This window comes from Hydrotalea lipotrueae (assembly GCF_019249625.1).
Classification (GTDB): Bacteria; Bacteroidota; Bacteroidia; order Chitinophagales; family Chitinophagaceae; genus Hydrotalea; species Hydrotalea flava.
Genome location: NZ_JAESDL010000010.1, coordinates 12,011 through 36,307 on the forward strand (window position 1 = coordinate 12,011; position 24,297 = coordinate 36,307).

Sequence of the window (24,297 nt, forward strand, 5' to 3'; positions counted from 1 at the left end):
TTACTGGAATATTTTTGGAATTGATTTTAAATAGTTGTAGCCCCAAACTCTTCTTTAATATAGTCGTAGCCTTGGTCTTCCAGAGTTAGTGCTAACTCCTTGGTTCCTGATTTTACAATACGTCCCTTATACAAAACATGTACAAAATCGGGTTGTAAATAATCCAATAAACGTTGATAATGGGTAATAACAATAATAGCGTTGTCTTTATTACGCAGTTTATTTACACCACTGGCTACTATTCGTAAGGCATCAATATCCAATCCTGAATCTGTTTCATCCAAGATAGTGAGCTTCGGTTCAAGCATCGCCATCTGAAAAATTTCATTCTTCTTTTTTTCACCGCCTGAAAAGCCTTCATTCACTGATCGTGTCAGCAGGGCTTTATCAATTTCAACCAACTGCATTTTTTCTTTCATTAATTTCAAAAAAGCTACGGCATCTAAGGGTTCTAAGCCATGGTATTTTCTTTTTTCATTTAAAGCAGTTTTAATAAAATTGGTAGTGCTTACACCCGGAATTTCAACCGGATATTGGAAGGCAAGAAACAACCCTTCTCTGGCTCTTTCTTCAGGCGAAAGTTCCAACATATTTTTCCCAAGAAACTCAATTGAGCCCTCAGTTACTTCATACTCTTCCCTTCCTGCCAGTACAGATGCCAGCGTACTTTTACCCGAACCATTCGGACCCATGATGGCGTGTACTTCGCCGGGTTGAATATCAAGATTGATTCCTTTTAAAATTTCTTTACCTTCAATAGCAGCATGAATGTTTTGAATAGATAACATATTATTAAAATGTAATTAATGAAAAAATTAGTTTTAACCAACACTTCCTTCCAGACTGATAGCCAGCAGTTTTTGTGCTTCTACAGCAAATTCCATAGGCAATTGATTCATCACTTCTTTTGCAAAGCCCGTAACAATGAGCGCTACGGCAGCTTCAGTATCAATACCGCGTTGACGGCAGTAAAAAAGCTGGTCTTCACCAATTTTAGAAGTGGTGGCCTCATGTTCAATAACAGCTGATGGATGCGCAGCTTCTATGTAAGGAAAGGTATGTGCACCACACTGATCGCTCAAAAGCAAAGAATCGCACTGAGAAAAATTACGGGCATTGATGGCATTTTTACCCACCCGAACCAATCCGCGATAACTATTCTGGCTTTTGCCAGCTGAAATACCTTTTGATACAATTCGGCTACGGGTGTTTTTGCCCAAATGAATCATTTTGGTACCGGTATCGGCTTGCTGTAAATGATTGGTAAGTGCTACTGAATAAAATTCGCCAACAGAATTATCGCCTTTCAAAATTACACTAGGATATTTCCAAGTAATGGCAGAACCTGTTTCTACCTGCGACCAAGATATTTTAGCATATTCGCCTAAGCAAATACCTCTTTTGGTAACAAAATTGTAAATACCTCCGGCACCATTGGCATCGCCTGGATACCAGTTTTGTACAGTCGAATATTTAATTTCGGCTTTGCGATGCGCCACCAATTCAACCACAGCGGCATGTAATTGATTTTCATCCCGTTTAGGGGCAGTACAACCTTCCAGATAACTTACATAAGATTCTTCTTCTGCCACAATCAGTGTTCTTTCAAACTGACCTGTATTTTCAGTATTTATTCGGAAATAAGTAGATAATTCCATGGGGCAACGAACCCCTTTGGGAATATAGCAGAATGAACCATCGGTAAAAACAGCACTATTCAGGGCTGCAAAATAATTATCGGTCATGGGCACTACAGAGCCTATATATTTTTGGACCAGCTCCGGATGGTTTTGAATGGCCTCGCTCATAGAGCAAAAAATAATACCCACTTCGGCCAATTGTTTTTTAAAGGAAGTAGCTACAGACACACTGTCCATTACCACATCCACAGCCACACCGGTTAATCGTTTTTGCTCATTAATCGATATCCCCAATTTCTCGAAGGTTTTCAGTAATTCGGGATCTACTTCATCCAATCCGTTTAAGGCCTTTTTCTTTTTGGGAGCAGCATAATAAATAATATCCTGGAAATTAATAGGTGGATATGTTACATTGGGCCATTGGGGCTCTTCCATTTTTAGCCAGTGGGCAAAAGCTTTTAACCGCCAGTTCAGCATCCATTCAGGCTCATTTTTTTTCTTTGAAATGAGCCGTACAATTGATTCATCAATTCCTTTTGGAACAGTATCTGTTTCAATGTCTGTAACAAACCCGTACTTGTACTCTGAACCAATGGTTTGTTCCAAAACATCCATTTCTTCTTTCATTCTACCTGTTTTTTTATCGTGAAGAGCAATTCGGTAACAACTGCAAAGTTAACAGCTTTTTACTGTTTGTACAAAATAGTATAAACAGAAAATTAAATTTTCTGCATTTCAAAAGTAGGCTCCCGTTGGTTAGTTTTTATAAAAATTTAAAAAAGCACGATTGACTGATGCTTCTAAAATTCCCTTTTTGATTGAAAATAAGAAAAATTTGAAAAATTGCATGTATGTACATACATTTGTGTTATGAAATTAGAACAAGCCATACAAAGTAATAAATTTAAAGACGAGGTGCATAAATCGGCATTGAACATTTTATATACTGCCTGGTGGTTAAAAACCCAATCGGCCATTATTTTAAAGCAATTTGGCATTACACATGAACAGTTTAATGTACTGCGTATTTTAAAAGGGAAACATCCGGATGACATGTGCGTAAGAGACATTGCAGGAAGGATGATTGAAAAAAACTCAAATGTGCCCAGAATTATAGACAGACTGGAACTAAAAAAATTGGTAGAACGCAAGCAATCACAAATTGACAAACGTGAAACGGTAATTCATTTAACACCATTAGGTGTAAATCTTTTAGAAAAATGCAGTGAGGCGATAGATACACACCGAGCCACTGAATTTGCAATAAATAATGAAGAAGCAAGGCAACTCAATGCATTACTCGAAAAAATCCGATCGAAAGAAGTATAAAAATTTTTTAAGTAGATAGATGTACATACATATAATTAACAAAATAAGCACATTCAAAATTTAAAGTATTAAAACATGAAAACCATTTTACATACAGCGGCTTCAAGAGGTCATGCACAACATGGCTGGTTAAACAGCTGGCATACCTTCAGTTTTGCAGATTATTATAATCCGGAACGTATGCATTTTGGTGCATTAAGGGTTTTAAATGATGATACTGTTGCTCCGGGAATGGGCTTTGGAGCGCATCCACACCAAAATATGGAAATCATATCAATACCCCTGCATGGTGATTTACATCATAAAGACAATACGGGCCGTGATGCCATTATTAAAGAAAATGATGTACAGATAATGAGCGCAGGCAGTGGCATTGTGCACAGCGAAACCAATGCCAACAAAGACAAACAGGTACAGTTTTTACAAATATGGGTAATGCCTAAAAATTTAAATATTGCGCCCAGGTATCAGCAAATCACATTACAGCAGGAAGATTTATTGAACCGTTTAAAAACCATTGTTGCACCCAATGATGAAAATGCATTATGGATCAATCAGGATGCATGGTTCAGCATGGGCAAATTTTCAAAAGATACTACGATCGAGTATCGTTTGCAGAACAAGAACCATGGCGTTTACATTTTTATGATAGAGGGTGCCGCAAATGTTAACAAAATAACATTAAACAAAAGAGATGCGCTGGGGGTTTCAGCAACCGATAACATTCCATTGTCTGTTCAGGCAGGCTCACATATTTTATTAATGGAAGTGCCCATTTTGCAATAAATATAAAACATACAAAAAAACATGTCAACAAAAAATATTCAGCGACTTATTTCCGGTAACCCTACCCAAGTTGGTAGTATTGATGTGCTGGAATTACTGCCCAACAGCGGCAATTTTTTTGATCCTTTTTTAGTATTCCATCATGGCATAGCCAAAGCAGACCCTGCCATTCCCATCCGTTTGCAGGGTGTTGGTCCACACCCACATCGTGGCTTTTCGGCTATTAGCTTTATTTATAAAGGAGGTGTGCATCACCAGGATAGCCGGGGCAATAATCATGTAGTATATGCAGGCGGTACCCAATGGATACATGCAGGAATGGGTATTATTCACAGCGAACGCCTACCTGCCGATATTTTTGAACACGGCGGTGTACAGGAATTGTTACAGGTTTGGATTAATACACCTGCAGCCTATAAAATGGATCAGCCGCATTATTATCCCGCAACGCAAGCGGAAACACCCTCCATTCAAACATCAGATGGTTTAACCAACATCTTAATCCCCTCCGGAGAACTGGATGGCATTAAAGGTATCATTCCAACTTTTACACCAGTCAATACATGGATGGTGCAAATGAAAAAAGGCGGTGTGTATACTTTTCATATTCCGGCTACACACCAATCGCTGGTGTATGTATTAAGTGGGGCCATATTATTCAATTCCAGCACAAGCATTGCTGCCCGCCGGTTAGCATTGTTGCAGCAAAATGGAACAACATTTACCATTGATGCTATCGAAGACAGTAATTTATTTATTGGCAGTGGCGAACCTTTGAACGAGCCCATTGCGGCACACGGCCCTTTTGTAATGAATACACAAACAGAAATTTTACAATCATTTAAAGATTACCAAATGGGCAAAATGGGGGTTTTAATTGAAGCAACATCTTAAATACAAACACATATTTATTCATTAAACTTTAAAAACAAAAAAAATGGCAACCTACAAAATTGATGCAGCACACAGTGAAGTAACATTTAAAGTAAAACACCTGATGATTTCAAGTGTAACCGGAAAATTTCAGCAATTCGACGGGAGTTTACAAGTTGAGAAAGATGATTTTACCGATGCAAAAATCAACTTTGAAGCCGATGTAAACAGCATTACTACTGGCAATGAACAAAGAGACGGGCATTTAAAAAGTGATGATTTTTTTGCAGCCGACAAATTTCCAAAGCTTCTTTTCCAATCAACCGATATTAAGAAAGTAAATGATGAAAAATACAGCTTAACCGGCAACCTAACCATCAGAGATATTACCAAAACCGTGACTTTAGATGTTTCTTACGGCGGTCAGATTGTGGACCCTTGGGGACAAACCAAATTGGGTTTTGAAGTAGAAGGAAAAATTAATCGTAAAGATTTTGGCCTTACCTGGAGCGCCACTACCGAAACTGGCGGTATAGTAGTAAGTGATGAAGTGAAATTACACATGAATTTTGAGCTGGCAAAACAAGCCTGATAGCATGCACAATACCCATTTCAAAATAATGGCAGGATGAACATTTGCTATTCATCCTGCTTTATTCCGGAAATAAAAACCATAAAAGCAACTTTCCAACACATTTGCTGTTGAATTAAGCAACAAATATTGATTATGAATATTGAAATTATTTCAGGCAGTCCCAGAAAAGATAGTGTTACCCAAAGACTATCCATTTATTTAAAGAATTATTTGGCAGAAAATACAGCACATACTGTACAAATGATTGATGTAAAAGATTGGGAAATAGGGCTTTTACAGCAGGTATATACTTCAGAAGAGCATGCTCCTGAACATCTAAAACCATTGGCCAGGAGAATTTTTGCAGCCGATGCCTTTATTTTGGTAACCCCCGAATACAATGGCAGCTATTCCGCCGCATTGCAAAATTTATTGGATCACTTTCCCAAACAACCACATAAAACGTTTGGCATTGTTACCGCATCAACCGGTGCATTGGGTGGTATGCGCAGCGCACAGCAATTACTGTTGCTGGTACCCGCCCTGTTTGGCATAGTTTCTCCCTATTTATTGGTAACCCCTTTTGTTGATCAAAAATTTAGCCCCGAAGGCAAACTATTGGATAGCAGTTTTCAAAAAAACATCGACAATTTCATCAAAGAATTTTTATGGCTTGCAGAAAGTTTGCACCCCGAACCGGTAACTTCCTATAATTAACCTTTCAATAAAGTGGCGGAGTTGTAACTTCGCCACTTCTTTTTATAAACTTTACATGAGCGACGAAATAAAACACGAATGCGGTTTGGCATTCATCCGGTTACGCAAACCCTTATCATTCTATCTGGAAAAGTACGGAACGGCCCTTTACGGTTTAAACAAATTGTACCTTTTAATGGAAAAGCAACACAACCGTGGGCAGGATGGCTCCGGTATTGCTTCCGTAAAATTAAATGTACCCAATGGCTATGCATTTTTAAACAGAATGCGCAGCGCTGTTCCACAATCTATTGCAGAAATATTTTATAGAATTGGTTTAGAAGTACAAGAACTGGAAAAATACCAGAAAGACATTACACAACAGCCCGAATTATTAAAAGGTCATTTACCCATGCTGGGCGAACTAATGTTAGGCCATTTGCGGTATGGTACCCAGGGAAAAAACAATGCAGAATTTTGCCACCCTTTTATAAAAAGAGATTTATTACCAGGAAGGAATTTAGCCTTAGCCGGCAATTTTAATTTGGTGAATACGGAAGAACTGTATCAATTGCTGAATATTGAACCCGGCGAATTTCAAAAACAAAGCGATTTGGCTGCCATGATGGAAGTGGTGCATCATTTTTTGGTAAAAGAAGATGAAGCAAACCCCAACCAGGCCTCCATAACACAAGTGCTAAAAAAAGCAACACCATTGTTTGATGGTGGATATACTTTTGGCGGATTAACAGGTAACGGTTACAGCTTTGTGATGCGTGATGCACATGGCATAAGACCTGCCTATTATTTTGTGCATGATGAATTTATTGTGGCAGCCAGTGAAAGGGCCGCCATACGCACTACTTTTAATGTGGGCGAAAATGAAGTAAAAGAATTAATGCCCGGTTGTGCTTTAATTGTAAATGATGATGGGAAATATGCCATTGAACAAATTTTACCCCCAAAGGAAAGAAGAGCCTGCTCTTTCGAACGCATTTATTTTTCACGTGGCAGCGATGAAAAAATTTACCGCGAAAGAATTGCCTTAGGGCACCATCTAAGCAAAACAGTATTAGAAAGCATTGATTATAATTTAAAACAAACCATTTTTTCATACATACCCAATACCGCAGAAGTAGCATTTTATGGCTTAGTAAAGGGAATGGAAGAATACCTGAACCAAATTAAAATTCAACGCATTTTAAGTTGGGGCAATGATTTTACGGAAGATAAACTGCAGGAAATGATTAACCGTAAAATAAGACAGGAAAAAATAGCGATTAAAGATGTGAAGCTGCGCACTTTTATTACAGAAGACAATAGCCGAAATGAAATGGTGCAGCACGTCTATGATATTACTTACGGTACCGTAAAAAAACAGGAAGACACTTTAGTAGTTATTGACGATAGTATTGTAAGAGGTACTACTTTAAAAGAAAGCATTATAAGAATGTTGGCCCGTTTAGAGCCTAAAAAAATTATTGTAGTTTCTTCAGCCCCGCAAATACGTTACCCGGATTGCTATGGAATTGACATGAGCAAAATGGGCGATTTCATTGCTTTTAAAGCAGCCCTTTCATTGCACAAAAAACGGGATATTGAAGCCGGTCTGGAGCAGTTGTTCCAAACCTGCAAAGAAATGGAACGCAACAATCAGTTACATACCGAAAATATGGTTCGGCAGGTGTATAAACCCTTTAGTACAGAAGAAATATCGGCTGAAATTGCCCAATTAATTACGCCTTCTGAATTAAATTTAGATGTAGAAGTGATTTTTCAAACCATTGAAGATTTGCATGAATCATGCCCTACCAATACCGGCGACTGGTATTTTACTGGCAACTATCCCACCCCGGGTGGCAACAAGGTTTGCAATAAAGCTTTTATGAATTATATGGAAGGGAAAAATGTAAGAGGCTATTAATTAAACGCTAAATGCATCATGAAGCAATTATTAATTATTCGGCATGCCAAAAGTAGTTTGGATGCACTTACTGATTTTGACCGGCCTTTAAACAATAGAGGACAAATGGAGGCTGCTGAAATGGCCCAAAAACTCATAGCAGAAAATATTACGGTAGATGCTTTTATTTCAAGCCCGGCTTTAAGAGCCATAAGCACTGCCTCTTATTTTTTAGAAGCCTTTCAACAAAAGGGAAAATTGTTGTACAATCAAATTAGTGAAGCACCCGAATTATACGACGCCGAATTAGATACTTTTTTTCATGTTACTGAAAAATTAGATGATGCCATTCAGTCAGCCGCCTTGTTTTCACACAATCCGGGCATTACAGAGTTTGCCTACAAATGTTCCGCTTTTAAACAAGAAATAGTGCCCATGCCTACCTGCGGGGTAGTTGGCATTGCTGTAGATGCAGCTTCCTGGAAAGATTTCAGCGCAGCGCCTAAGCATTTTCTGTTTTTCTATTCCCCCAAAAAAATTTAAATACATTTTTTTTACTATTCACCAAAAACACCCCGGCAAAAATACATAAGCCTGCCAGTAATTTAGTGAGTGTAAAATGTTCGCCCAAAAGCCATACAGCAATAATGGCTGCAAATACCGGTTGAGTATAAATGTAACTGCCCGTAGCAGATGCACCAATAACGGAGATACCATACACATTAAAGAGATAAGCCACAAATGTGGCACCTACACATATCAATGCCAATATCAGCCATTCAAATATGCCAAAAGCATGCCATTGGGTTACAAAAAAATCGTTCCAGCAAAAGGGAATTAAAAACAAAGCTCCAAAGGTAAAAATCCAGCGCATTACATGCAATGCGCTATATACCTGCATTAAAGGGCGAACCCAAACCATATAAAAAGCATAAGAGATGGCGTTCACCAAAATATACAAATCGCCAATAAGGCTGTCTTGCCTGTTGCCACTATTTTGTTTCATGGCAATTAAAATAACAGCGCCGGATACGCCCATTAATAATCCCAATATTTTTACAACAGATAACCGTTCTTTTAACAACCATGCAGCAATGAATGTAATGAATATGGGTGTTGCCAAAGCAAGCAGCGATGCATGTATAGAAGAAGTAAGTGACAGGCCTTTAATAAAAAATAACTGATTAATTGTTACACCTGTAATACCACAGAGCACAAATAAGGAAATATGTTTGCGTTCAATGCCGGCACTGTTTCCAGGCTTTAATAAAAACAATGTCCAAAATAATATCAGTGCTGTTACTACCCTCGCAAAGTTTAATCCAAAAGGTAAAATAAATGCAGGGGTAATATATTTTACGGCTGCATAATTTACGCCAAAAAGCAGATTGGTGATTAATACGGCTGCATGTGCATTCCACCTGGTATTACTGAGCATATTGCAAATATAGCAGCACGCTTACTTGGTTTTAAAGATTTTGTATGAGCAACTTTAATTGTTGCGCGGTAAAAATTTTGGGCTGTAGAGTTTTAAAAGGAAACTGTTCAAGTGCTGTTAACTGTTCTGCTATATTCAAATGCTCTTGTTTCACCATAAAACATAATTGTAAGTCGGCTAAACGTTTTGCCAGATACTCCTGTTCCGTTTGCCCGGGCGTAGGTATAAAAAAACATTTTTTTTGCAATGATAATAATTCCATTACCGTAGTATAACCACTTCTTGCAATTACAAATTTGCTCTGCTCAATTACCTGTTGCAATGCCTTACCCGGTAAATGTGATAAAATATTGTGTTTGCTTTTGATGGCATTTGCCTGTTCTGGCAACCCTCGCAAAACAATAATACTTGCATCTATCTGCTCTATTTTAGAAAGGACTATATTTTCAAGAAGGGTACGCTGCGGTTCGGGGCCGGATAACAGAAAGCAATAATCATAAACATATTCCGAATGGAATGTAGCAGTGTTTTCAAATCTAGATAACATTCCCATGTATTGCACTGGAATAGCAGGTAATTGTTTGGGATGAGACAGTATTCCCGCTAATCCCTCATCACCGCCCATATCAGGCACCCAACAAGTATCAAAACGATTAATGTATTGGTAGTTGATACGTTGCAGCAAATTTCTTAACCATTGATAAGGAGCCAGAATGGTTAATTGATGGGTAATGAAGGTGCAATGAACAGCAGGATGGTATAATCCAAAACGGTTATCACTGATTACCCAATTAATGGAATATTGCTGTACCATTTCATTCAGTACTGCATGTTCATTTTTAATGGCACGAATAATTTTAGGCACCTGCAGCAATAATTTAACTGGCAACCATGTACTGCTTTGCGCATATTGAACATGATATCCGGCTAAGGGAACAATGGTTAAATGAGGAAATTCTTTTTGCAGCAAAGCGGCCGACTTACCGGATGCAGCCAGAATTACATGGTAATGATTGATAATCAGGGCATTAATTATAGGAATACAGCGGGTTGTATGACCCAACCCCCAATCTAATGGTGCTACCAATACATTTTTGCCCTTAATTTTCACCGAAATATTTGGTGTTGATGATTTTTTTATCAATTTATACCGTATTTTTATTTTTACGGAAGAAAATAATCATGTTTCATCAGCGCAACAAAATACGAATAGTTCTGTTATTATTAATGATGATGGGATTAGTTTCCTGCGGAATTTTGAGTAAATCTAATTATAAGAAACATTGTATGTGCCCTGTTTATAAACCTGTATAAAAAATTTCATTTATCCCCAAATGAATTAAATATATATGAAAAATAGCAGCAGAGATCTTTTAGTACTTTCTAAAAGCGAGTTAATTGGACCCGATGATTTTGCCAATGAAGTTGCGCAATTAAATCTATTACTGCACCGAACAGAAAGTTTCCGTAATTTTTGTATTGCCAATGAATTAATTGATGTGAACCGATCGAAAATAATCCGTTCGCAACATTTAATGCAACAAGCTATTAAAGACCGGTTATACAAACCTTTTGTTTTTATCTGCAATAAAAACTAATTGCCACCTTCATCACCTGTTCCACGTCCTATTGATCCAAAAATAATTTTAAAAAGAGAGGCTGTCTCAAAAGTCCGAGGCAGCCTCTTTTTATTCGGTAAGGGGGGGGTGGTGGAGAAAGTTTTCATTTAAGCCATTCTCAAACGCTTCATTTTACTTTTGAAATTTCCTCTTTTTTATACGTTTTATTTCAGTTATTGTAATGCAGCCAAAGCTTTTTCCAATCCATTCAGCATAGGAACAATATCTTCTTCCCGGCAGGTACCTACACTCAATCTGTACCAACTGCTATTGCGGCCGGCGCCAAAAGCATAAAAAGGAACAATGGCTATTTTAGCTTCAGATAGAATATAACCTGTAACCGCATCCTGGTTTTCAAGCAGTTGGCCTTCCTTTGTTTTTTTGCCGGTTAAATTCATTTGAACAGTTAAATAAATAGCAGCCTGCGGTGCAATGGCATCAACAGAATATCCTTTTTTTTGCAATGCTTTAATACCCTGGTAAATACTGTTCAATCTAAACTCAAGTGCTTGTTTATAGCTGTTCAAATACCGATCAATTGCTTCTGTTTGTCCCAAATATTTTGCAACTGCATGCTGTTCTGCCATTGGCGCCCATGCACCAAGATGGCTTAAAATTGCCTTCATTTTGGCAATGATAGCAGCAGGACCAACTGCCCATCCTACCCGTACACCCGTTGCTGCAAAAGCTTTAGAAATACCATCAATAAAGATGGTGTATTCCCGCATTGCTGGCCTTAAGGTAACCGGATTATAATGTTGAATATCGCCATAGGTAAGTGTCCAATACATTTGATCAAACATCACATATAATTTTTTTGCATCGGGCGGCCTGTTGTTATTTTCTTCCAGTACCATATCACATATCTGCTCTAAAGATGTTTTGGATAGTGTAGTTCCGGTAGGATTTTGCGGTGTACACAAACAAAGTAACGTAGCCCCCTTGATGTGTGGTGCAATGGCTTCGGCTGTAGGCATAAAATTATTTTCCGCAGTACACTCAATGGTACAATGTTGCCCTTGTGTTAAATGAACGTAGTGATTATTATTCCAGGATGGTACCCCATAAATTACTTTATCGCCTGCATCTACCAATGTTTCAAACAAGGTATAAATTAATGGCCTGCCACCTGATGCAATTTGTATTTCATTTTCAGCATAAACCAACCCCTCTCTTTGCGCCAAAAATGCCGAAACAGCTTTACGTAACAAAGCAATACCATCTGCAGGCGGATAATTGGTAAACTTTTTTTGATAGGCTTCTATAATATATTGCTCCAACTCGGTAGGAATAGGAAATACGGAAGAATCAAAATCGCCAATGGTGTAATTATAAATTTTTTCTCCTTTCTTAATGCGTTCTGTAATAGCATTGCCCAACTTTACAATTTCACTACCAATCAGGCTCTCAGCCAACTTACTTACTTTTACCATTTCCAAATTTTTATTGATTAAAACTTACAACTGTTAGCAAAATTACAGTAATCGGGCGGAGTGGCCATAAAAAAAACGACCGCTTTTAAAGAGCCGCTATTGAATGATACATATGTACTATTAATGATTCTCGTTGTATTTTTTTTCTGCTTCCTGTGCCTTTTTAAAATCTAAAACCACGCCATTAATACAATAACGCAACCCTGTTGGTGGCGGACCATCTTCAAACACATGGCCTAAATGCGATTTACAGCGACCGCATTCCACCTCAGTTCTTTTCATGCCATAACTGTTATCCGGTAAATAAATTACTGAATTTTTACTAATGGGTTCATAAAAACTTGGCCAACCACATCCACTGTCAAATTTTGTATCGCTTTTAAATAATGCATTACCACAAACAGCGCAATAATAGGTACCCACTTCTTTAAAAGTTTCAAACTTACTGGTAAATGGACGTTCGGTGCCTTTTTCTCTTGCCACATAATACACTTCGGGTGAAAGCAATTCTTTCCACTCCGCATCGGTTTTTACAATGGCAGCACCGGCATCTGCACCGGTTTTTGAAAATTCGTTTTTGGAATTGTTTTCCATAACTGTTGTTTTTGTTTGGGGTTGACTATAACAACTATTCATTAGCAAAAATAGTGTTATTGAAAATAAATTTAATTTCATGATTTTCGTTTTAACCATTTGCTTGCCAGCAATGATTGTATGAGATTCTATGAATGCATTGCAAAGCGCTTTATAAAAAATTTCAGCATGCTATATGCAGACAATAAAACTACGCAAATAGACAGAAAATGGTTTGGAGGCAAATGTTAAAGCCAAATAATTAACAGGTAGCGCAGTAGTTTGTTCATTTGTTAAAGGAAATGTAAAGCGCAAGGCTTATATTTGTTCCTCATTTAAAGAGCGTGTGGCTATGTTTAATATTATTCTGTTTGGCCCTCCCGGAAGCGGAAAAGGAACACAAAGTGAAAAATTAGTAGCTAAATATCACCTGAAACATTTAAGTACCGGCGATTTATTACGCAGCGAAATTGCAGCGCAAACTCCTTTGGGTTTGGAAGCCAAAAGCCTAATGGACAAAGGGCAATTGGTTCCCGATGAAGTAGTAGTTGGTATGATTAGTTCTGCGTTGGAGCATCATCCTGATGCCAAAGGATTTTTGTTTGATGGTTTTCCCAGAACCAAAACACAATGTGAAGCATTGGATGCACTTTTAAAATTAAAACATACCCAGATAAATGTAGTGCTGGCGCTGGAAGTAAGTGAAGAAGAATTGGTGAAACGCCTATTGAACAGAGGCTTAACCAGTGGTCGTAGTGATGATACCAATGAGGCTATTATCAGGGCCAGAATTGAAGAATACAATGCTAAAACAGCAGCCGTAAAAGCATATTACGCAAAATTTAATAAGGTAGTAGATGTAAAAGGCGAAGGTACTGTTGAAGAAATTTTTAACAGTTTATGCAGCGAAATTAACAAACGCTTGTCTTAATAGCAGAAAGATACTACCAAAACCAACTGCTAACCCGCTTGAGTATACAAACCTTGAAGCGGGTTTTTTATTTATGCAACCTCAATTTAAACTAACAATCATTAGTATTTAAATACTGCTTTCCTTATTTTTGAAGCGCATTATTGCAGCAATAATCTTAACAAAAGAAATGATATTAGAAAGTTATATCTTAGGAAAATGGATTGCCGGCAGCGGCGAAGGGCAGCCTTTGTACAATGCAGTAAACGGCGAATACATTGCAGCGGCCAGTACAGAAGGGTTTGATATGGCTACAATTATGGAGTATGCCAGAACAAAAGGAAATACCGCTTTACGGAAAATGACTTTTCAGGAACGTGGATTACTATTAAAAGCCTTAGCACTGCATTTACAACAGTACTTGCCCGAATTGTATACCCTCAGTTACAAAACCGGTGCAACCAAAGCAGATAGCTGGGTAGATATTGAGGGTGGAATCGGTAATTTATTTTCATATGCATCGCTGAGAAGAAAACTCCCCGATTTGCCCTACTGGCCCGAAGGAGAGGCGCACATGCTGGGCAAAGCCCATACATTTATGGGGCACCATTTATTGTTACCGAAAGAAGGAGTTGCCATTCATATTAATGCCTATAATTTCCCCGTATGGGGCATGTTAGAAAAAATTGCAGTAAATTTTTTAGCAGGTGTGCCCGCTATTGTAAAACCTGCTACCGTTGGATGTTATTTAACCCAGGCTGTGGTTAAACAAATTGTTGCATCAGGCATATTCCCTGAAGGTGCATTACAACTGCTTTGTGGCAGTACAGGGAATTTGTTGGATTTAGTGAATGCACAAGACACCATTACATTTACCGGCAGTGCACATACCGGATTAAAACTAAAAACCACTCCTGCTATTGTGCAAAACAACGTATCATTTACAATGGAGGCGGATTCATTGAATGCCATTGTTTTGGGTAACGATGTTGCACCCGGAATGCCCGAGTGGGATTTATTTATTAAGGAAGTTAGAAAGGAAATGACTTTAAAATGCGGACAACGTTGTACAGGTGTTCGCCGCATTTTGGTTCCGGAAAATAAAATTGAAGCAGTGCAACAAGATATCAGCAAAGCACTGTCGCAAACAATCATTGGCAATCCATTGCATGAAAAAGTAAGAATGGGTAGCCTGGCAGGCAAAACTCAAAAAGCAGAAGTGCTTCATCAGGTACAATTATTATTACAAAGCAGTGAATTGGTGTATGGCAATTTAGATACTGTTGAGGTAATGGATGCAGATGCTACTGCAGGCGCCTTTATGAGTCCGTTACTATTGCGAAACAATAACCCACTGCATTCACCCGAAGTACATGCTATTGAAGCGTTTGGGCCTGTTTCAACTTTAATGCCCTATCACAATTTAGAGGAAGCAATTCACATTACTAAATTAGGAAAGGGATCATTGGTATCTACCATTATTACCGCATCTGCAGAAACTGCCCGAAATTATGTATTGGGAGCAGGTACTCATCATGGCAGAATATTGATTTTAAACCAGCAATGTGGCAAAGAAAATACCGGACATGGTTCGCCATTGCCACTGCTTGTACATGGTGGCCCCGGACGTGCAGGAGGAGGTGAGGAAATGGGCGGATTAAGAGGCCTGCAACATTATATGCAACGCGTAGCCATTCAAGGTTCGCCAGATATGCTCACTGCTGTTTTACAACAATACCAACAAGGCGCAAATGGTATAACTGCAACCGTTCATCCTTTTAAAAAATATTTTGAAGAACTAAGGATTGGTGAGCAAATGATTACCCCCTCTGTAACCATTTCCCACGATTTGATTGATGCATTTGCTGATTTATCGGGCGATCATTTTTATGCTCATTTAAGAAATACCAATTTTGAAGGCACCATGTTCACTCAACAGGTAGCACATGGGTATTTGTTATTAAGCCTTTCTGCAGGTTTGTTTGTAGACAGTTATGAAAAAAATCCGGTATTATTGAATTATGGCATTGATGAGTTGCGATTTACCAAGCCGGTATATCCGGGTACGTCAATGCATGTTAAATTTACCTGTAAAGAAAAAATTAGTCAGGAAAGAAAAGAACCAACTGATATTGCAAAGGGCATTGTAAAATGGCTGGTAGAAATGATAGATGATACGAATGAATTGGTAGGTATAGCCACCATTTTAACGATGGTAAAAAAACAAAAACAATAAAATAATTTTATATGGATAACGATCATGGATATGTATCAGTGCACAGAAGTCATGGTATTAGCACCATTGAATTTTATCATCCACAAAGTAACTCATTACCCAGAAAAATTTTGCATGAATTAGCAGAAGCCATACACAATGAAGGCATTAATGCAGATATAAAAGTGATTATACTGCGTTCTGCCGGCGAAAAAACTTTTTGTGCCGGCGCTTCTTTTGAGGAATTGGCAGCCATTCAAACTGAAGCAGCCGGAGAGCAATTTTTTAGTGGTTTTGCCCATGTTATTAATGCCATGCGTAAAGCACCACAACTCATTATTGCACGTATACAGGGAAAATGTGTAGGTGGTGGCGTAGGATTAGCAGCTACAGCCGATTATGCCATTGCAACAACAGGTGCTGATGTTAAATTAAGCGAGTTGGCAGTAGGCATTGGGCCATTTGTTGTAGGACCGGCAGTAGAAAGAAAAATAGGATTATCTGCTTTTTCGCAGTTAGCCATTGATGCAGCCAACTGGCGACCGGCAGAATGGGCCAAACAAAAAGGCTTGTATGCCGAGCTGCATGCTGAAATTTCAGGAATGGATGAAAGCATTCATCGTCTGGCTAACTTTTTATCGCAAAGCAGCATCACTGCCATTAAAGAACTGAAACATGTATTTTGGCAGGGAACAGAACACTGGGATGACCTTTTACACAAACGTGCATCCGTTAGCGGTAAATTGGTGCTGAGCGACTATACCAAAAAGTTTATTGAGCAATTTAAAAATAAGCGGAAATAGTTTAAAAAAGTAAACCCGCAGCCCACTCGGTTTGAAATTTTGATACAACCAATTTTGTTTGTAAATCAATCATTTTTTGCCTTGTTTCTAATAATTTGGATTCACGGCTATTGATTAAAAACAGAGAACTTTCGCCATTATTAAATTTCAACAACTCATTTCTAAATAAAATTTCAAAACTATTAATCAGAGCTGCAACTTGCTGAAATTGTGCTGCGTACAATTGATTTTGAACATAGTAAGAATTTATTTTGTTTTGAATCTGCCATTTTTTTGAAGCCAAACTTAAATTGGTTTGTTGAATTTTAATTTGTGTTTTCCTGTACTCACCACGGGCTGTTCGTAAAAACAAAGGCACTTTAAAATCAATGCCGAACTTGTAGTTATTTTCAAGAAAAGCTGCATCAGCAACATTATATAAAGCATTGTACCCTTTATTAAGCAAGTTTGCTTTTAGATTTAGTGCAGGCAGAAAACTTTGCCATTTTAATTTCCGCTCAACCTCCAATGCATCTAGCTTAAATTCATATTGTTTTATTTCCGGATGATTAGGTACTGCCTGATTCATCAAATCATCCAATGACAATGGAACAATATAATCCTGCAGTGCTGTGGTATCAGGAATAAAATGACCGGGCAAAAAATAAGGCATTGCGTTTTCATCCCATAAAAAATCGGTTAATTCAAAACTTGCTTTATTGAATTTAATGATTGATTCACCCAGCAATAACTGATAGTTTAAAACCTGTGCATTCGCTTCAATAGTATCTGCTAAAGCTTTATCACCTTGTTGGTAAGCAATCACTATTAAATGTAACCTGTTTTTAGCAACGTCCAAAAATCTTTCATACAATTTTTTTTGTGCATAGGCACCATACCACTGCCAGTAGCGCAATGCTGCATCAAGCAGTAAATCGTTGACCATTGCATTTCTTTCCTGAACTGACTGGCTGTTTAAAATTTTAGCCTGTTGAATAGCGGCTCTTCTTTTATCAATTAATAATCCTTTTAATACTGCTACTTCTGCACCAATATAACTTGTTTTACCTGTTGTTACTTCTCTTGTAATGTAGTTGCCTCCATTGTCCTCTACTCCGGCTTTAATATCCATACCAATTGGTATGGGTATTTTTAGTTCAGCATTGTTATAATAGAAATAATTGGTTCCGTTAAAAGTTTTTTGATTGTTTGTATAACTAATGCTCGGATCAAATTCACCCTTCGCGGCTACAATTCCTTCCTGAGCACTTTCAACAGACAGATTTGCAGAACGTGCAACCGGATGATTTTTTTTCACTCCTTGTATATACTCATTGAATGAAAACACAATCTCTGATTCAGTTTGGGCTGAAGCAAAGCTGTTGATGCAAAACAATAATATACCAATAAAAAATACTTTCATATCAAATGACTTCTATTTACACATTCAAAAATTAGTTTATTTTTTTGATATTTTTTCAAAATTATTTTCTGCTGAATAGTACTCTGGTGGAAAGCCATTAATGGTTCGCCATAATTCATAATAAACCGGTACATTTTTTAACAGCGCAATACATTTAGCCCCACCACCTAATTTTAATTGTTTGGGCCATGGTTTTTTGGTAGTATCCGGTGCTATTAACACTCTGTAATTTCCTGATGTATTGATATTATTTTCGATAGCTGAAACCCTACCTGTAAAAGTGCCATATGTCGATTCGGGCCATCCGCTAAAAACAATGGCAGGAAATCCGTCAAAAATAATAGCCACTTCTTGCCCTTTAGAAATGAGCGGAATATCGGTGGGTGATACATACATTTCAACAGCATAATTGCTGAAATCGGGTACAATTTCAACGATCATATCCCCCTCCTTAACAATTTCATCTAACCCGGCTTTTTTAGCTTTTGTTATTTGGCCAGACTGAGGTGCGGTAATATAATAGAGTTGATTTCGGATATCATAATTTGTATAAATATTTTCTAATTTACTTACTTCGGCATTGGTTGAAGCAACTTGCGAAAGGGCAGCAAACTTATCACCTTCGGCTTTTGAAATTTTATCGGTATAATCCTGAATGGCACTGTTTTTTTCAATTTTAAGATTCAACAGTTCCTGTTTGTTTTGTAAAAATTTATTTTCGGCACTTGTTTTTTTTGCAATAGCATTTTGATAGTTCGCTTTTCGTTTTTCAAAATCTGTTAATGAAATTACGCCACTATCCAGCATTAGCCTGGCAGCTTCAATTTGTCGCTTATAAATATTTACATCATTCACAGCTGCTAAAACATCCATACTATCGCTCACTATTTTTAATTGTTGCTGCGCAATTTTATTATCGAAAGATGCTAATTTTAATTGCAACCCTTTTTTTAATGCATCAGCCTGTTTATCGGCAGTTGCAGCTTTTTCAAGATAAGCCTGAATACTTTGTTTTTTTGCAGTAATTTGTTGTTGTGTGCGGTTTAATAATTGTGGATCAAAATAATCTACCTTTACTTCTCCCAATTGTAATATGGTATCACCTTGTTTTACCATATCACCCTCTTTTACATACCATTTTACAATTTTACCGGGCAGAATGGTATTGAGCTGTTGCGGACGAGCTTCCTGACGTAAAGTAGTAATTTTTCCTTTGGTTCTGATATTTTGTGTCCAGGGTAAAAAAAGTACAATTACACAAAAAACAATTAAGCCAATAACCCATTTTTTGATGTATTTTTTTTTGTGTATTTTATAGATAGAATGAAATGATTGCAACGAATGATTTGTTGTTGCCGATTCAATTTCAATGTTTAAATAAGTTGATTTTTCTGTATTCATTTTTCCTCAATAAAAATTATTTTACCATTATCTAATTGAATGAACATATCAAACAAATGTTTTACCACGGGTGTTTCGGTTGTTATAATAATGGTAGCATTGCTTTTTTTCTTTCTTAAAAATTCAAGCAAGGCTAACATTTGTTGTTCAGATTTGTGTGCACAAGGATCTTCCAGTAATATTAAACGTGCATCGCCAATCAGGGCACGCATTAATAAAATTTCTTTTTTTATTTTTTGCGACAATCGTTTACCAACAGGATCAATCGGTGTATACAGTCCCATTGGCAGTTCATTAATGTAAGAAAGAAAATTGATTTGTTCAGCCAATTTTAAAACATCCTGCACTGCAATGGCCTCATTCCCCATTGTAATATTTTCGAGTAATGTACCTTTAAAAACGTCCTGCCTACCAAATAAAATACCAGTTTTGGCACGTAAATCGGCCAATTGAAAATTATTGATGGGCATTCCGTCAATTAAAATATTGCCGGTATAATGATTAAATGCCCCGGTTAATAAACGCAGAAATGATGATTTTCCTGAACCGGAAGCACCACACAATTGCACCAAACTGCCTGCAGGTATATTTACATGAATATCAGTTAAGGCTATTTTACCATCAGGATAGGTAAAATTTACCTGATTCAGTGTTATTTGCACGCCAACATTATTATTTGGCAATAGCATGCTGCCTTCATTTTCAATGGGTGCGTGAACCACCTTACTTAATTTTTCAACTGAAGTAAGGGTATCATACACTTTATCCAGCGACTGAATTAATTTCTCGATGGAGTTGATAATGAGAATGATAACAATATCTGAGGCGATAAACTGCCCAATGTTAATTTGCTGGTTCACCAATAATATTGACCCAACAATCAGCATTGTGGCAATAATGATAATTTTAAATGATATAAAACTCCAATACTGCATTACTAAAATGCGAAAATGGTTTGTTCTTGCGATGAGGTATCCATTTACATCTTCATCGGCTTTCTTAATATGAATGTTTGTTTTCTTTGCATATTTAAACGTTTTAATTTCTGCAGCCATTTCCTGAAACCAGGCGGCAATGTTATACTTATAATCACTTGCAATTAAACTGGTTTCAAAACCTTGGGGTGAAGTAAATTTAATGATAACAGAAAGTACTATTACCAGTAAAGCACCGAATGCAATAAAAACAGGATGATAGAAGGACAATAAAACCAAACCAAAAAATATTTGAATGATTGCTGCCGGTATATCTAATAAAATTTTTTCAATACTCTTGATTAAAGCAGTAGTATCAAAGAAACGATTCACCAGTTCCGGCAGGTGGTAGTGGTCTAATTTTTCAACATCCAATTTAGGAATACGGTCAGCAAATTCTAATGCATATCTTACAAAAATTTTTTGCTCAATTTTTTCTATTATTTCCATCTGCCGTATCTGTAATAAACCATTGATAAATACACTTATCAATACAATTGAAATAAGCACCACAATTGATATTGAGATGGTATTTGCCTGTACAAAACTGATGATGTATTGAATTCCGAGTGGTAGCGAAAGTGAAATTAACCCACCTAAAATGGCAAAGAAATAAATAGCATAAATATCCCTTCTATCGAACTTTAAAATTTCAAAAAATTTTTTTGCTGCACCAATAATTGAAATATTTGCAGTTTTTGTCATATTATTTTTAATTTGTTATTATAAGTCATCATATTCATACAACGGATCAATATGTGTGCGGGAAGTCATTTCAAAAACAGGATGTATAATGCCATCTTTTAACCCATACACCCAGCCATGTAAATGTGGTTTATTTTCATATTTCCAGGCTTTTTGAATAATTGATGTTTTGGCCAGATTCATTACCTGTTCACGAACATTCAACTCGGTTAACCGATCTGCTCTTGATTCTTCATCTGCTATGGCATCTAACTCTTCCCTATGAAAACGATATACATCTTTAATATTACGCAGCCATTTGTTGATAATGCCCAGGCTATGTTTGGTCATGGCCGCTTTAACACCACCACAGCCATAATGCCCACAAACTATAATGTGCTGCACTTTTAACTGATTCACGGCATATTCTAAAACGCTTAACAAATTAACATCGGTATACACCACCATATTGGCAATATTCCGATGCACAAAAATTTCGCCCGGCTGTGTACCGGTAATCATATCGGCAGGCACACGGCTATCGCTGCAACCAATCCATAAAAATTGTGGGGTTTGTAAGTGTGCTAATCTTGAAAAAAATTCAGGATCATCACTTACTCTTTTCTTGGCCCATTCTTCATTGTTTTTTAATAATTGCTCGTAAACTTTCATAAAATGATTAATTTGAGTGAATAAATTAGTACCATAAAGGTATTGATAGGCATTTAGAAAACAGTTTTACAAATTATCGTAACAGTATAAGTCATCGATTACATCATTTGGTTGTATTTCTTTTATTTTTTTTAATAACCCGTCTTCCAAATTGTATACCCAACCATGCAAGCTTGGACGATGATGATACTGCCATGCCTTTTGAATGATAGAAGTTTTGGCTAAATTAATCACCTGCTCTTCTACATTCAATTCAACTAATCTGTTTAGTTGTTGTTCTTCGGTTGGTAATTGTTCAATTTCAGATTGATGCAGCCTTTTTACATCTTTTATATTGCGCAGCCATTTGTTGATGATGCCAAAATTATGTTGTGTAACAGCAGCTTTTACACCACCACAACCATAATGACCACATACAATTACATGCTGCACTTTTAAATGATGCACAGCATACCCCAATACACTCAACAAATTTAAATCGGTATGTACCACCATATTGGCAATATTCCTGTGTACAAAAATTTCACCAGGATCGGTACCGGTTATTTCATTGGCGGGCACCCGGCTATCGCTGCAACCAATCCATAAAAATTCGGGTCTTTGAATTTTGCTAAGGCGTTTAAAATATGAAGGATCATCTTTCCTCCGTTCATTGGCCCATGCTTTATTTTCTAAAAATAATTTATCAATTGAATTCATATTTTAATTCATTTGGTTGTGAAAATAATTGGTGCATGCTTTTGTTCCGGCTTTTCTTAACTTCTACCTTAATATTTTTCAGATGTGCATGTTGCATGTAATGATTAATTTCTTCTATCACATCTTTATCAATAAAATCAGCCCTGGTAATATCAATCAGTACAAAAGAATTTTCAGGAATTTCCTCTAATTTTTGTTTGATAATAGGCTTATTTAAAAATGATACATCTTTCCGTAATCTGATTAAATAGTTATTGGTATCATTCACCACCAAAACAGCAGAATGAAAATTACTTCTAATTAAAAAGAACAATGCCACTCCGCACCCAATTAATATTCCAATTAACAAATCGGTTAATAAAATAGCAAGAATGGTAACTACAAAAGGAATGAACTGGTCTAATCCTTTTTTGTAAAACTCTTTAAACAAAGAAACTTTAGCCAATTTATATCCGGTAAAAATTAAGATAGCAGCCAATGCGCTTAGCGGTATATGATTAATGATTTCAGGAATAAATAATACAAACAACAATAACAGTAACCCATGCAGAATTGCAGAAAGTTTAGTTTTTGCACCTGCATATACGTTAGCAGAACTTCTTACAATAACTGAAGTAACAGGTATACCGCCTATTAAACCGGAGATTAAATTACCCACCCCTTGTGCTTTTAATTCACGGTTGGTAGGTGTTGCCCGTTTTAAAGGATCTAAATTATCAATAGCCTCTATACTTAACAGCGTTTCTAATGAAGCAACAATGGCAATGGTTACGGCAGCAATCCATACTTCTTTGTTGGTAATGAACGACCAATCAGGAAAGGTAAAGAAAGAGAGAAAACTGATAACATCTTTTGCTACAGGCAGGGTTACCAAATGGTTTGATTGCAGCGCTATAAAAGGTATACTTGTTTTAAAGTATTCATTCATGAATGTGCCTGCAATTACAGCCAGTAATGCCCCGGGAATCAATTGCACTTTTTTAATTTTTTTTACAATCCAAACATCCCAAACAATTAAAATTAATAAAGCAACTACCCCTATCAATAATACACCTTCATTTATTTTTGAAGCAAAGTTTTCGAAAGCGGTAAATGTATTTTGCGAATTTGCTTCTTTAAACGATTCATCACCAATAAAATCGGAATTATAACCTGCTAAATGTGGCATTTGCTTTAAAATTAGTAAAATGCCAATGGCAGCCAACATGCCTTTTATCACTGCATTGGGTACATAATCGCCCAGAATGCCCGCTTTTATAAAACCCAACACCACCTGCAATATTCCTGCTATTACAACAGCCAGTAAGAATGCTTCATACACTTGTAATTTGGCAATAGCCGTTGCAACAATAACGGTTAGGCCGGCAGCAGGTCCACTAACACTTAAATGTGAACCACTTAATAATCCAATCACAATACCTCCTACAATTCCAGCAATGATACCTGAAAACAATGGTGCACCTGATCCCAAAGCAATTCCCAAACATAAGGGCAATGCTACCAATACCACTACAATAGAGGCCGGAATATCTTTTCCGGCAGAACGGAAATAATTTTTCATGAATATGTTTAATTACAATTTAATAGAATAAAAAGAAATGCAGGCTTCCGGTATTGCATACACAGAACTATGCTGTATTTATTGATAAGCATGCCTAATAATTATTATAATT

General features: G+C 37.0%; 23 protein-coding genes. 11 read left to right on the forward strand and 12 right to left on the reverse strand.

Annotated elements, in window-relative coordinates; translation table 11 throughout:
• Window positions 1-26: 26 nt before the first annotated feature.
• A complete protein-coding gene (sufC, locus tag JK139_RS07510) occupies window positions 27-788 on the reverse strand; it encodes a Fe-S cluster assembly ATPase SufC (RefSeq protein WP_074417821.1) in 762 nt (253 codons plus the stop codon).
• 33 nt (window positions 789-821) lie between these two features.
• Window positions 822-2,267: a Fe-S cluster assembly protein SufB gene (sufB, locus tag JK139_RS07515; RefSeq protein WP_074417822.1), complete on the reverse strand. Its 1,446-nt coding sequence runs from the start codon at window positions 2,265-2,267 to the stop codon at window positions 822-824.
• 243 nt (window positions 2,268-2,510) lie between these two features.
• On the opposite strand from sufB, the gene JK139_RS07520 reads away from it, so the two are divergent.
• From JK139_RS07520 to JK139_RS07550, 7 genes are all read left to right on the forward strand, one after another.
• The gene (locus tag JK139_RS07520) at window positions 2,511-2,969 is read left to right on the forward strand and encodes a MarR family winged helix-turn-helix transcriptional regulator (protein ID WP_218330949.1); all 459 of its coding nucleotides are present in this window, start codon (window positions 2,511-2,513) and stop codon (window positions 2,967-2,969) included.
• 75 nt (window positions 2,970-3,044) lie between these two features.
• Window positions 3,045-3,755 (forward strand): pirin family protein, encoded by a 711-nt coding sequence (locus JK139_RS07525; protein ID WP_074420746.1) that lies wholly within the window; start codon window positions 3,045-3,047, stop codon window positions 3,753-3,755.
• A 21-nt stretch (window positions 3,756-3,776) separates the two neighbouring features.
• Window positions 3,777-4,649: a pirin family protein gene (locus tag JK139_RS07530; protein WP_218330950.1), complete on the forward strand. Its 873-nt coding sequence runs from the start codon at window positions 3,777-3,779 to the stop codon at window positions 4,647-4,649.
• Between the two features lie 43 nt (window positions 4,650-4,692).
• Window positions 4,693-5,220 carry a YceI family protein gene (locus JK139_RS07535; RefSeq protein ID WP_074420747.1) on the forward strand — a complete coding sequence of 176 codons (528 nt, stop codon included), beginning with the start codon at window positions 4,693-4,695 and terminating at the stop codon, window positions 5,218-5,220.
• A 135-nt stretch (window positions 5,221-5,355) separates the two neighbouring features.
• Complete coding sequence (locus JK139_RS07540; protein ID WP_074420748.1) at window positions 5,356-5,919, forward strand: NADPH-dependent FMN reductase; 564 nt, start codon at window positions 5,356-5,358, stop codon at window positions 5,917-5,919.
• A gap of 55 nt (window positions 5,920-5,974) precedes the next feature.
• Window positions 5,975-7,822: an amidophosphoribosyltransferase gene (locus JK139_RS07545; RefSeq protein WP_218330951.1), complete on the forward strand. Its 1,848-nt coding sequence runs from the start codon at window positions 5,975-5,977 to the stop codon at window positions 7,820-7,822.
• An 18-nt stretch (window positions 7,823-7,840) separates the two neighbouring features.
• Window positions 7,841-8,344: a SixA phosphatase family protein gene (locus JK139_RS07550; RefSeq protein ID WP_074420749.1), complete on the forward strand. Its 504-nt coding sequence runs from the start codon at window positions 7,841-7,843 to the stop codon at window positions 8,342-8,344.
• Here JK139_RS07550 and JK139_RS07555 read toward each other — a convergent pair.
• Together JK139_RS07555 and JK139_RS15760 are read right to left on the reverse strand one after the other, a co-directional pair.
• Window positions 8,304-9,239 (reverse strand): DMT family transporter, encoded by a 936-nt coding sequence (locus tag JK139_RS07555; protein WP_218330952.1) that lies wholly within the window; start codon window positions 9,237-9,239, stop codon window positions 8,304-8,306. The two genes, JK139_RS07550 and JK139_RS07555, sit on opposite strands and share 41 nt — an antisense overlap.
• 31 nt (window positions 9,240-9,270) lie before the next feature.
• The gene (locus JK139_RS15760) at window positions 9,271-10,350 is read right to left on the reverse strand and encodes a glycosyltransferase (protein WP_218330953.1); all 1,080 of its coding nucleotides are present in this window, start codon (window positions 10,348-10,350) and stop codon (window positions 9,271-9,273) included.
• Between the two features lie 238 nt (window positions 10,351-10,588).
• Between JK139_RS15760 and JK139_RS07565 the strand changes: the two genes are divergently transcribed.
• Window positions 10,589-10,837 carry a hypothetical protein gene (locus JK139_RS07565; protein WP_068242312.1) on the forward strand — a complete coding sequence of 83 codons (249 nt, stop codon included), beginning with the start codon at window positions 10,589-10,591 and terminating at the stop codon, window positions 10,835-10,837.
• A gap of 194 nt (window positions 10,838-11,031) precedes the next feature.
• Here the strand turns inward: JK139_RS07565 and JK139_RS07570 are convergent, their stop codons facing one another.
• Together JK139_RS07570 and msrB are read right to left on the reverse strand one after the other, a co-directional pair.
• Window positions 11,032-12,291: a pyridoxal phosphate-dependent aminotransferase gene (locus tag JK139_RS07570; protein ID WP_218330954.1), complete on the reverse strand. Its 1,260-nt coding sequence runs from the start codon at window positions 12,289-12,291 to the stop codon at window positions 11,032-11,034.
• Window positions 12,292-12,411: 120 nt separating this feature from the next.
• A complete protein-coding gene (gene msrB / locus JK139_RS07575) occupies window positions 12,412-12,885 on the reverse strand; it encodes a peptide-methionine (R)-S-oxide reductase MsrB (protein WP_228733164.1) in 474 nt (157 codons plus the stop codon).
• A 331-nt stretch (window positions 12,886-13,216) separates the two neighbouring features.
• Between msrB and JK139_RS07580 the strand changes: the two genes are divergently transcribed.
• From JK139_RS07580 to JK139_RS07590, 3 genes are all read left to right on the forward strand, one after another.
• Window positions 13,217-13,795, forward strand: coding sequence for an adenylate kinase (locus JK139_RS07580; protein WP_074417832.1), 579 nt, complete (start codon window positions 13,217-13,219; stop codon window positions 13,793-13,795).
• Between the two features lie 169 nt (window positions 13,796-13,964).
• Window positions 13,965-16,010: a phenylacetic acid degradation bifunctional protein PaaZ gene (gene paaZ / locus JK139_RS07585; RefSeq protein ID WP_218330955.1), complete on the forward strand. Its 2,046-nt coding sequence runs from the start codon at window positions 13,965-13,967 to the stop codon at window positions 16,008-16,010.
• Between the two features lie 11 nt (window positions 16,011-16,021).
• Window positions 16,022-16,792 (forward strand): enoyl-CoA hydratase/isomerase family protein, encoded by a 771-nt coding sequence (locus tag JK139_RS07590; RefSeq protein ID WP_074417834.1) that lies wholly within the window; start codon window positions 16,022-16,024, stop codon window positions 16,790-16,792.
• Between the two features lies 1 nt (window position 16,793).
• Here JK139_RS07590 and JK139_RS07595 read toward each other — a convergent pair whose 3' ends face one another.
• The 6 genes from JK139_RS07595 to JK139_RS07620 form a co-directional block, all read right to left on the reverse strand.
• Entirely contained in the window at window positions 16,794-18,194 is a 1,401-nt protein-coding gene (locus JK139_RS07595) for a TolC family protein (protein WP_218330956.1), read from the reverse strand.
• 36 nt (window positions 18,195-18,230) lie between these two features.
• Entirely contained in the window at window positions 18,231-19,595 is a 1,365-nt protein-coding gene (locus tag JK139_RS07600; protein ID WP_218330957.1) for an HlyD family secretion protein, read from the reverse strand.
• Window positions 19,592-21,274, reverse strand: coding sequence for a peptidase domain-containing ABC transporter (locus tag JK139_RS07605; protein WP_218330958.1), 1,683 nt, complete (start codon window positions 21,272-21,274; stop codon window positions 19,592-19,594). The genes JK139_RS07600 and JK139_RS07605 overlap by 4 nt, the downstream gene beginning before the upstream one ends.
• Window positions 21,275-21,292: 18 nt before the next feature.
• Window positions 21,293-21,925: a carbonate dehydratase gene (gene can / locus JK139_RS07610; protein ID WP_218330959.1), complete on the reverse strand. Its 633-nt coding sequence runs from the start codon at window positions 21,923-21,925 to the stop codon at window positions 21,293-21,295.
• A gap of 66 nt (window positions 21,926-21,991) precedes the next feature.
• Window positions 21,992-22,624 (reverse strand): carbonate dehydratase, encoded by a 633-nt coding sequence (can, locus tag JK139_RS07615; protein ID WP_074417839.1) that lies wholly within the window; start codon window positions 22,622-22,624, stop codon window positions 21,992-21,994.
• Window positions 22,611-24,185 carry a SulP family inorganic anion transporter gene (locus tag JK139_RS07620; protein ID WP_218330960.1) on the reverse strand — a complete coding sequence of 525 codons (1,575 nt, stop codon included), beginning with the start codon at window positions 24,183-24,185 and terminating at the stop codon, window positions 22,611-22,613. Before JK139_RS07620 ends, can (JK139_RS07615) begins: the two co-directional genes overlap by 14 nt.
• Between the last annotated feature and the right edge of the window lie 112 nt (window positions 24,186-24,297).

What these genes read in the sequence shown, in the direction of transcription:
- sufC (WP_074417821.1), bottom strand. Translation starts at nt 788, where the DNA reads ATGTTATCTATTCAAAACATTCATGCTGCTATTGAAGGTAAAGAAATT.
- sufB (WP_074417822.1), bottom strand. Translation starts at nt 2,267, where the DNA reads ATGAAAGAAGAAATGGATGTTTTGGAACAAACCATTGGTTCAGAGTAC.
- JK139_RS07520 (WP_218330949.1), top strand. Translation starts at nt 2,511, where the DNA reads ATGAAATTAGAACAAGCCATACAAAGTAATAAATTTAAAGACGAGGTG.
- JK139_RS07525 (WP_074420746.1), top strand. Translation starts at nt 3,045, where the DNA reads ATGAAAACCATTTTACATACAGCGGCTTCAAGAGGTCATGCACAACAT.
- JK139_RS07530 (WP_218330950.1), top strand. Translation starts at nt 3,777, where the DNA reads ATGTCAACAAAAAATATTCAGCGACTTATTTCCGGTAACCCTACCCAA.
- JK139_RS07535 (WP_074420747.1), top strand. Translation starts at nt 4,693, where the DNA reads ATGGCAACCTACAAAATTGATGCAGCACACAGTGAAGTAACATTTAAA.
- JK139_RS07540 (WP_074420748.1), top strand. Translation starts at nt 5,356, where the DNA reads ATGAATATTGAAATTATTTCAGGCAGTCCCAGAAAAGATAGTGTTACC.
- JK139_RS07545 (WP_218330951.1), top strand. Translation starts at nt 5,975, where the DNA reads ATGAGCGACGAAATAAAACACGAATGCGGTTTGGCATTCATCCGGTTA.
- JK139_RS07550 (WP_074420749.1), top strand. Translation starts at nt 7,841, where the DNA reads ATGAAGCAATTATTAATTATTCGGCATGCCAAAAGTAGTTTGGATGCA.
- JK139_RS07555 (WP_218330952.1), bottom strand. Translation starts at nt 9,239, where the DNA reads ATGCTCAGTAATACCAGGTGGAATGCACATGCAGCCGTATTAATCACC.
- JK139_RS07565 (WP_068242312.1), top strand. Translation starts at nt 10,589, where the DNA reads ATGAAAAATAGCAGCAGAGATCTTTTAGTACTTTCTAAAAGCGAGTTA.
- JK139_RS07570 (WP_218330954.1), bottom strand. Translation starts at nt 12,291, where the DNA reads ATGGTAAAAGTAAGTAAGTTGGCTGAGAGCCTGATTGGTAGTGAAATT.
- msrB (WP_228733164.1), bottom strand. Translation starts at nt 12,885, where the DNA reads ATGGAAAACAATTCCAAAAACGAATTTTCAAAAACCGGTGCAGATGCC.
- JK139_RS07580 (WP_074417832.1), top strand. Translation starts at nt 13,217, where the DNA reads ATGTTTAATATTATTCTGTTTGGCCCTCCCGGAAGCGGAAAAGGAACA.
- paaZ (WP_218330955.1), top strand. Translation starts at nt 13,965, where the DNA reads ATGATATTAGAAAGTTATATCTTAGGAAAATGGATTGCCGGCAGCGGC.
- JK139_RS07590 (WP_074417834.1), top strand. Translation starts at nt 16,022, where the DNA reads ATGGATAACGATCATGGATATGTATCAGTGCACAGAAGTCATGGTATT.
- JK139_RS07595 (WP_218330956.1), bottom strand. Translation starts at nt 18,194, where the DNA reads ATGAAAGTATTTTTTATTGGTATATTATTGTTTTGCATCAACAGCTTT.
- JK139_RS07600 (WP_218330957.1), bottom strand. Translation starts at nt 19,595, where the DNA reads ATGAATACAGAAAAATCAACTTATTTAAACATTGAAATTGAATCGGCA.
- JK139_RS07605 (WP_218330958.1), bottom strand. Translation starts at nt 21,274, where the DNA reads ATGACAAAAACTGCAAATATTTCAATTATTGGTGCAGCAAAAAAATTT.
- can (WP_218330959.1), bottom strand. Translation starts at nt 21,925, where the DNA reads ATGAAAGTTTACGAGCAATTATTAAAAAACAATGAAGAATGGGCCAAG.
- can (WP_074417839.1), bottom strand. Translation starts at nt 22,624, where the DNA reads ATGAATTCAATTGATAAATTATTTTTAGAAAATAAAGCATGGGCCAAT.
- JK139_RS07620 (WP_218330960.1), bottom strand. Translation starts at nt 24,185, where the DNA reads ATGAAAAATTATTTCCGTTCTGCCGGAAAAGATATTCCGGCCTCTATT.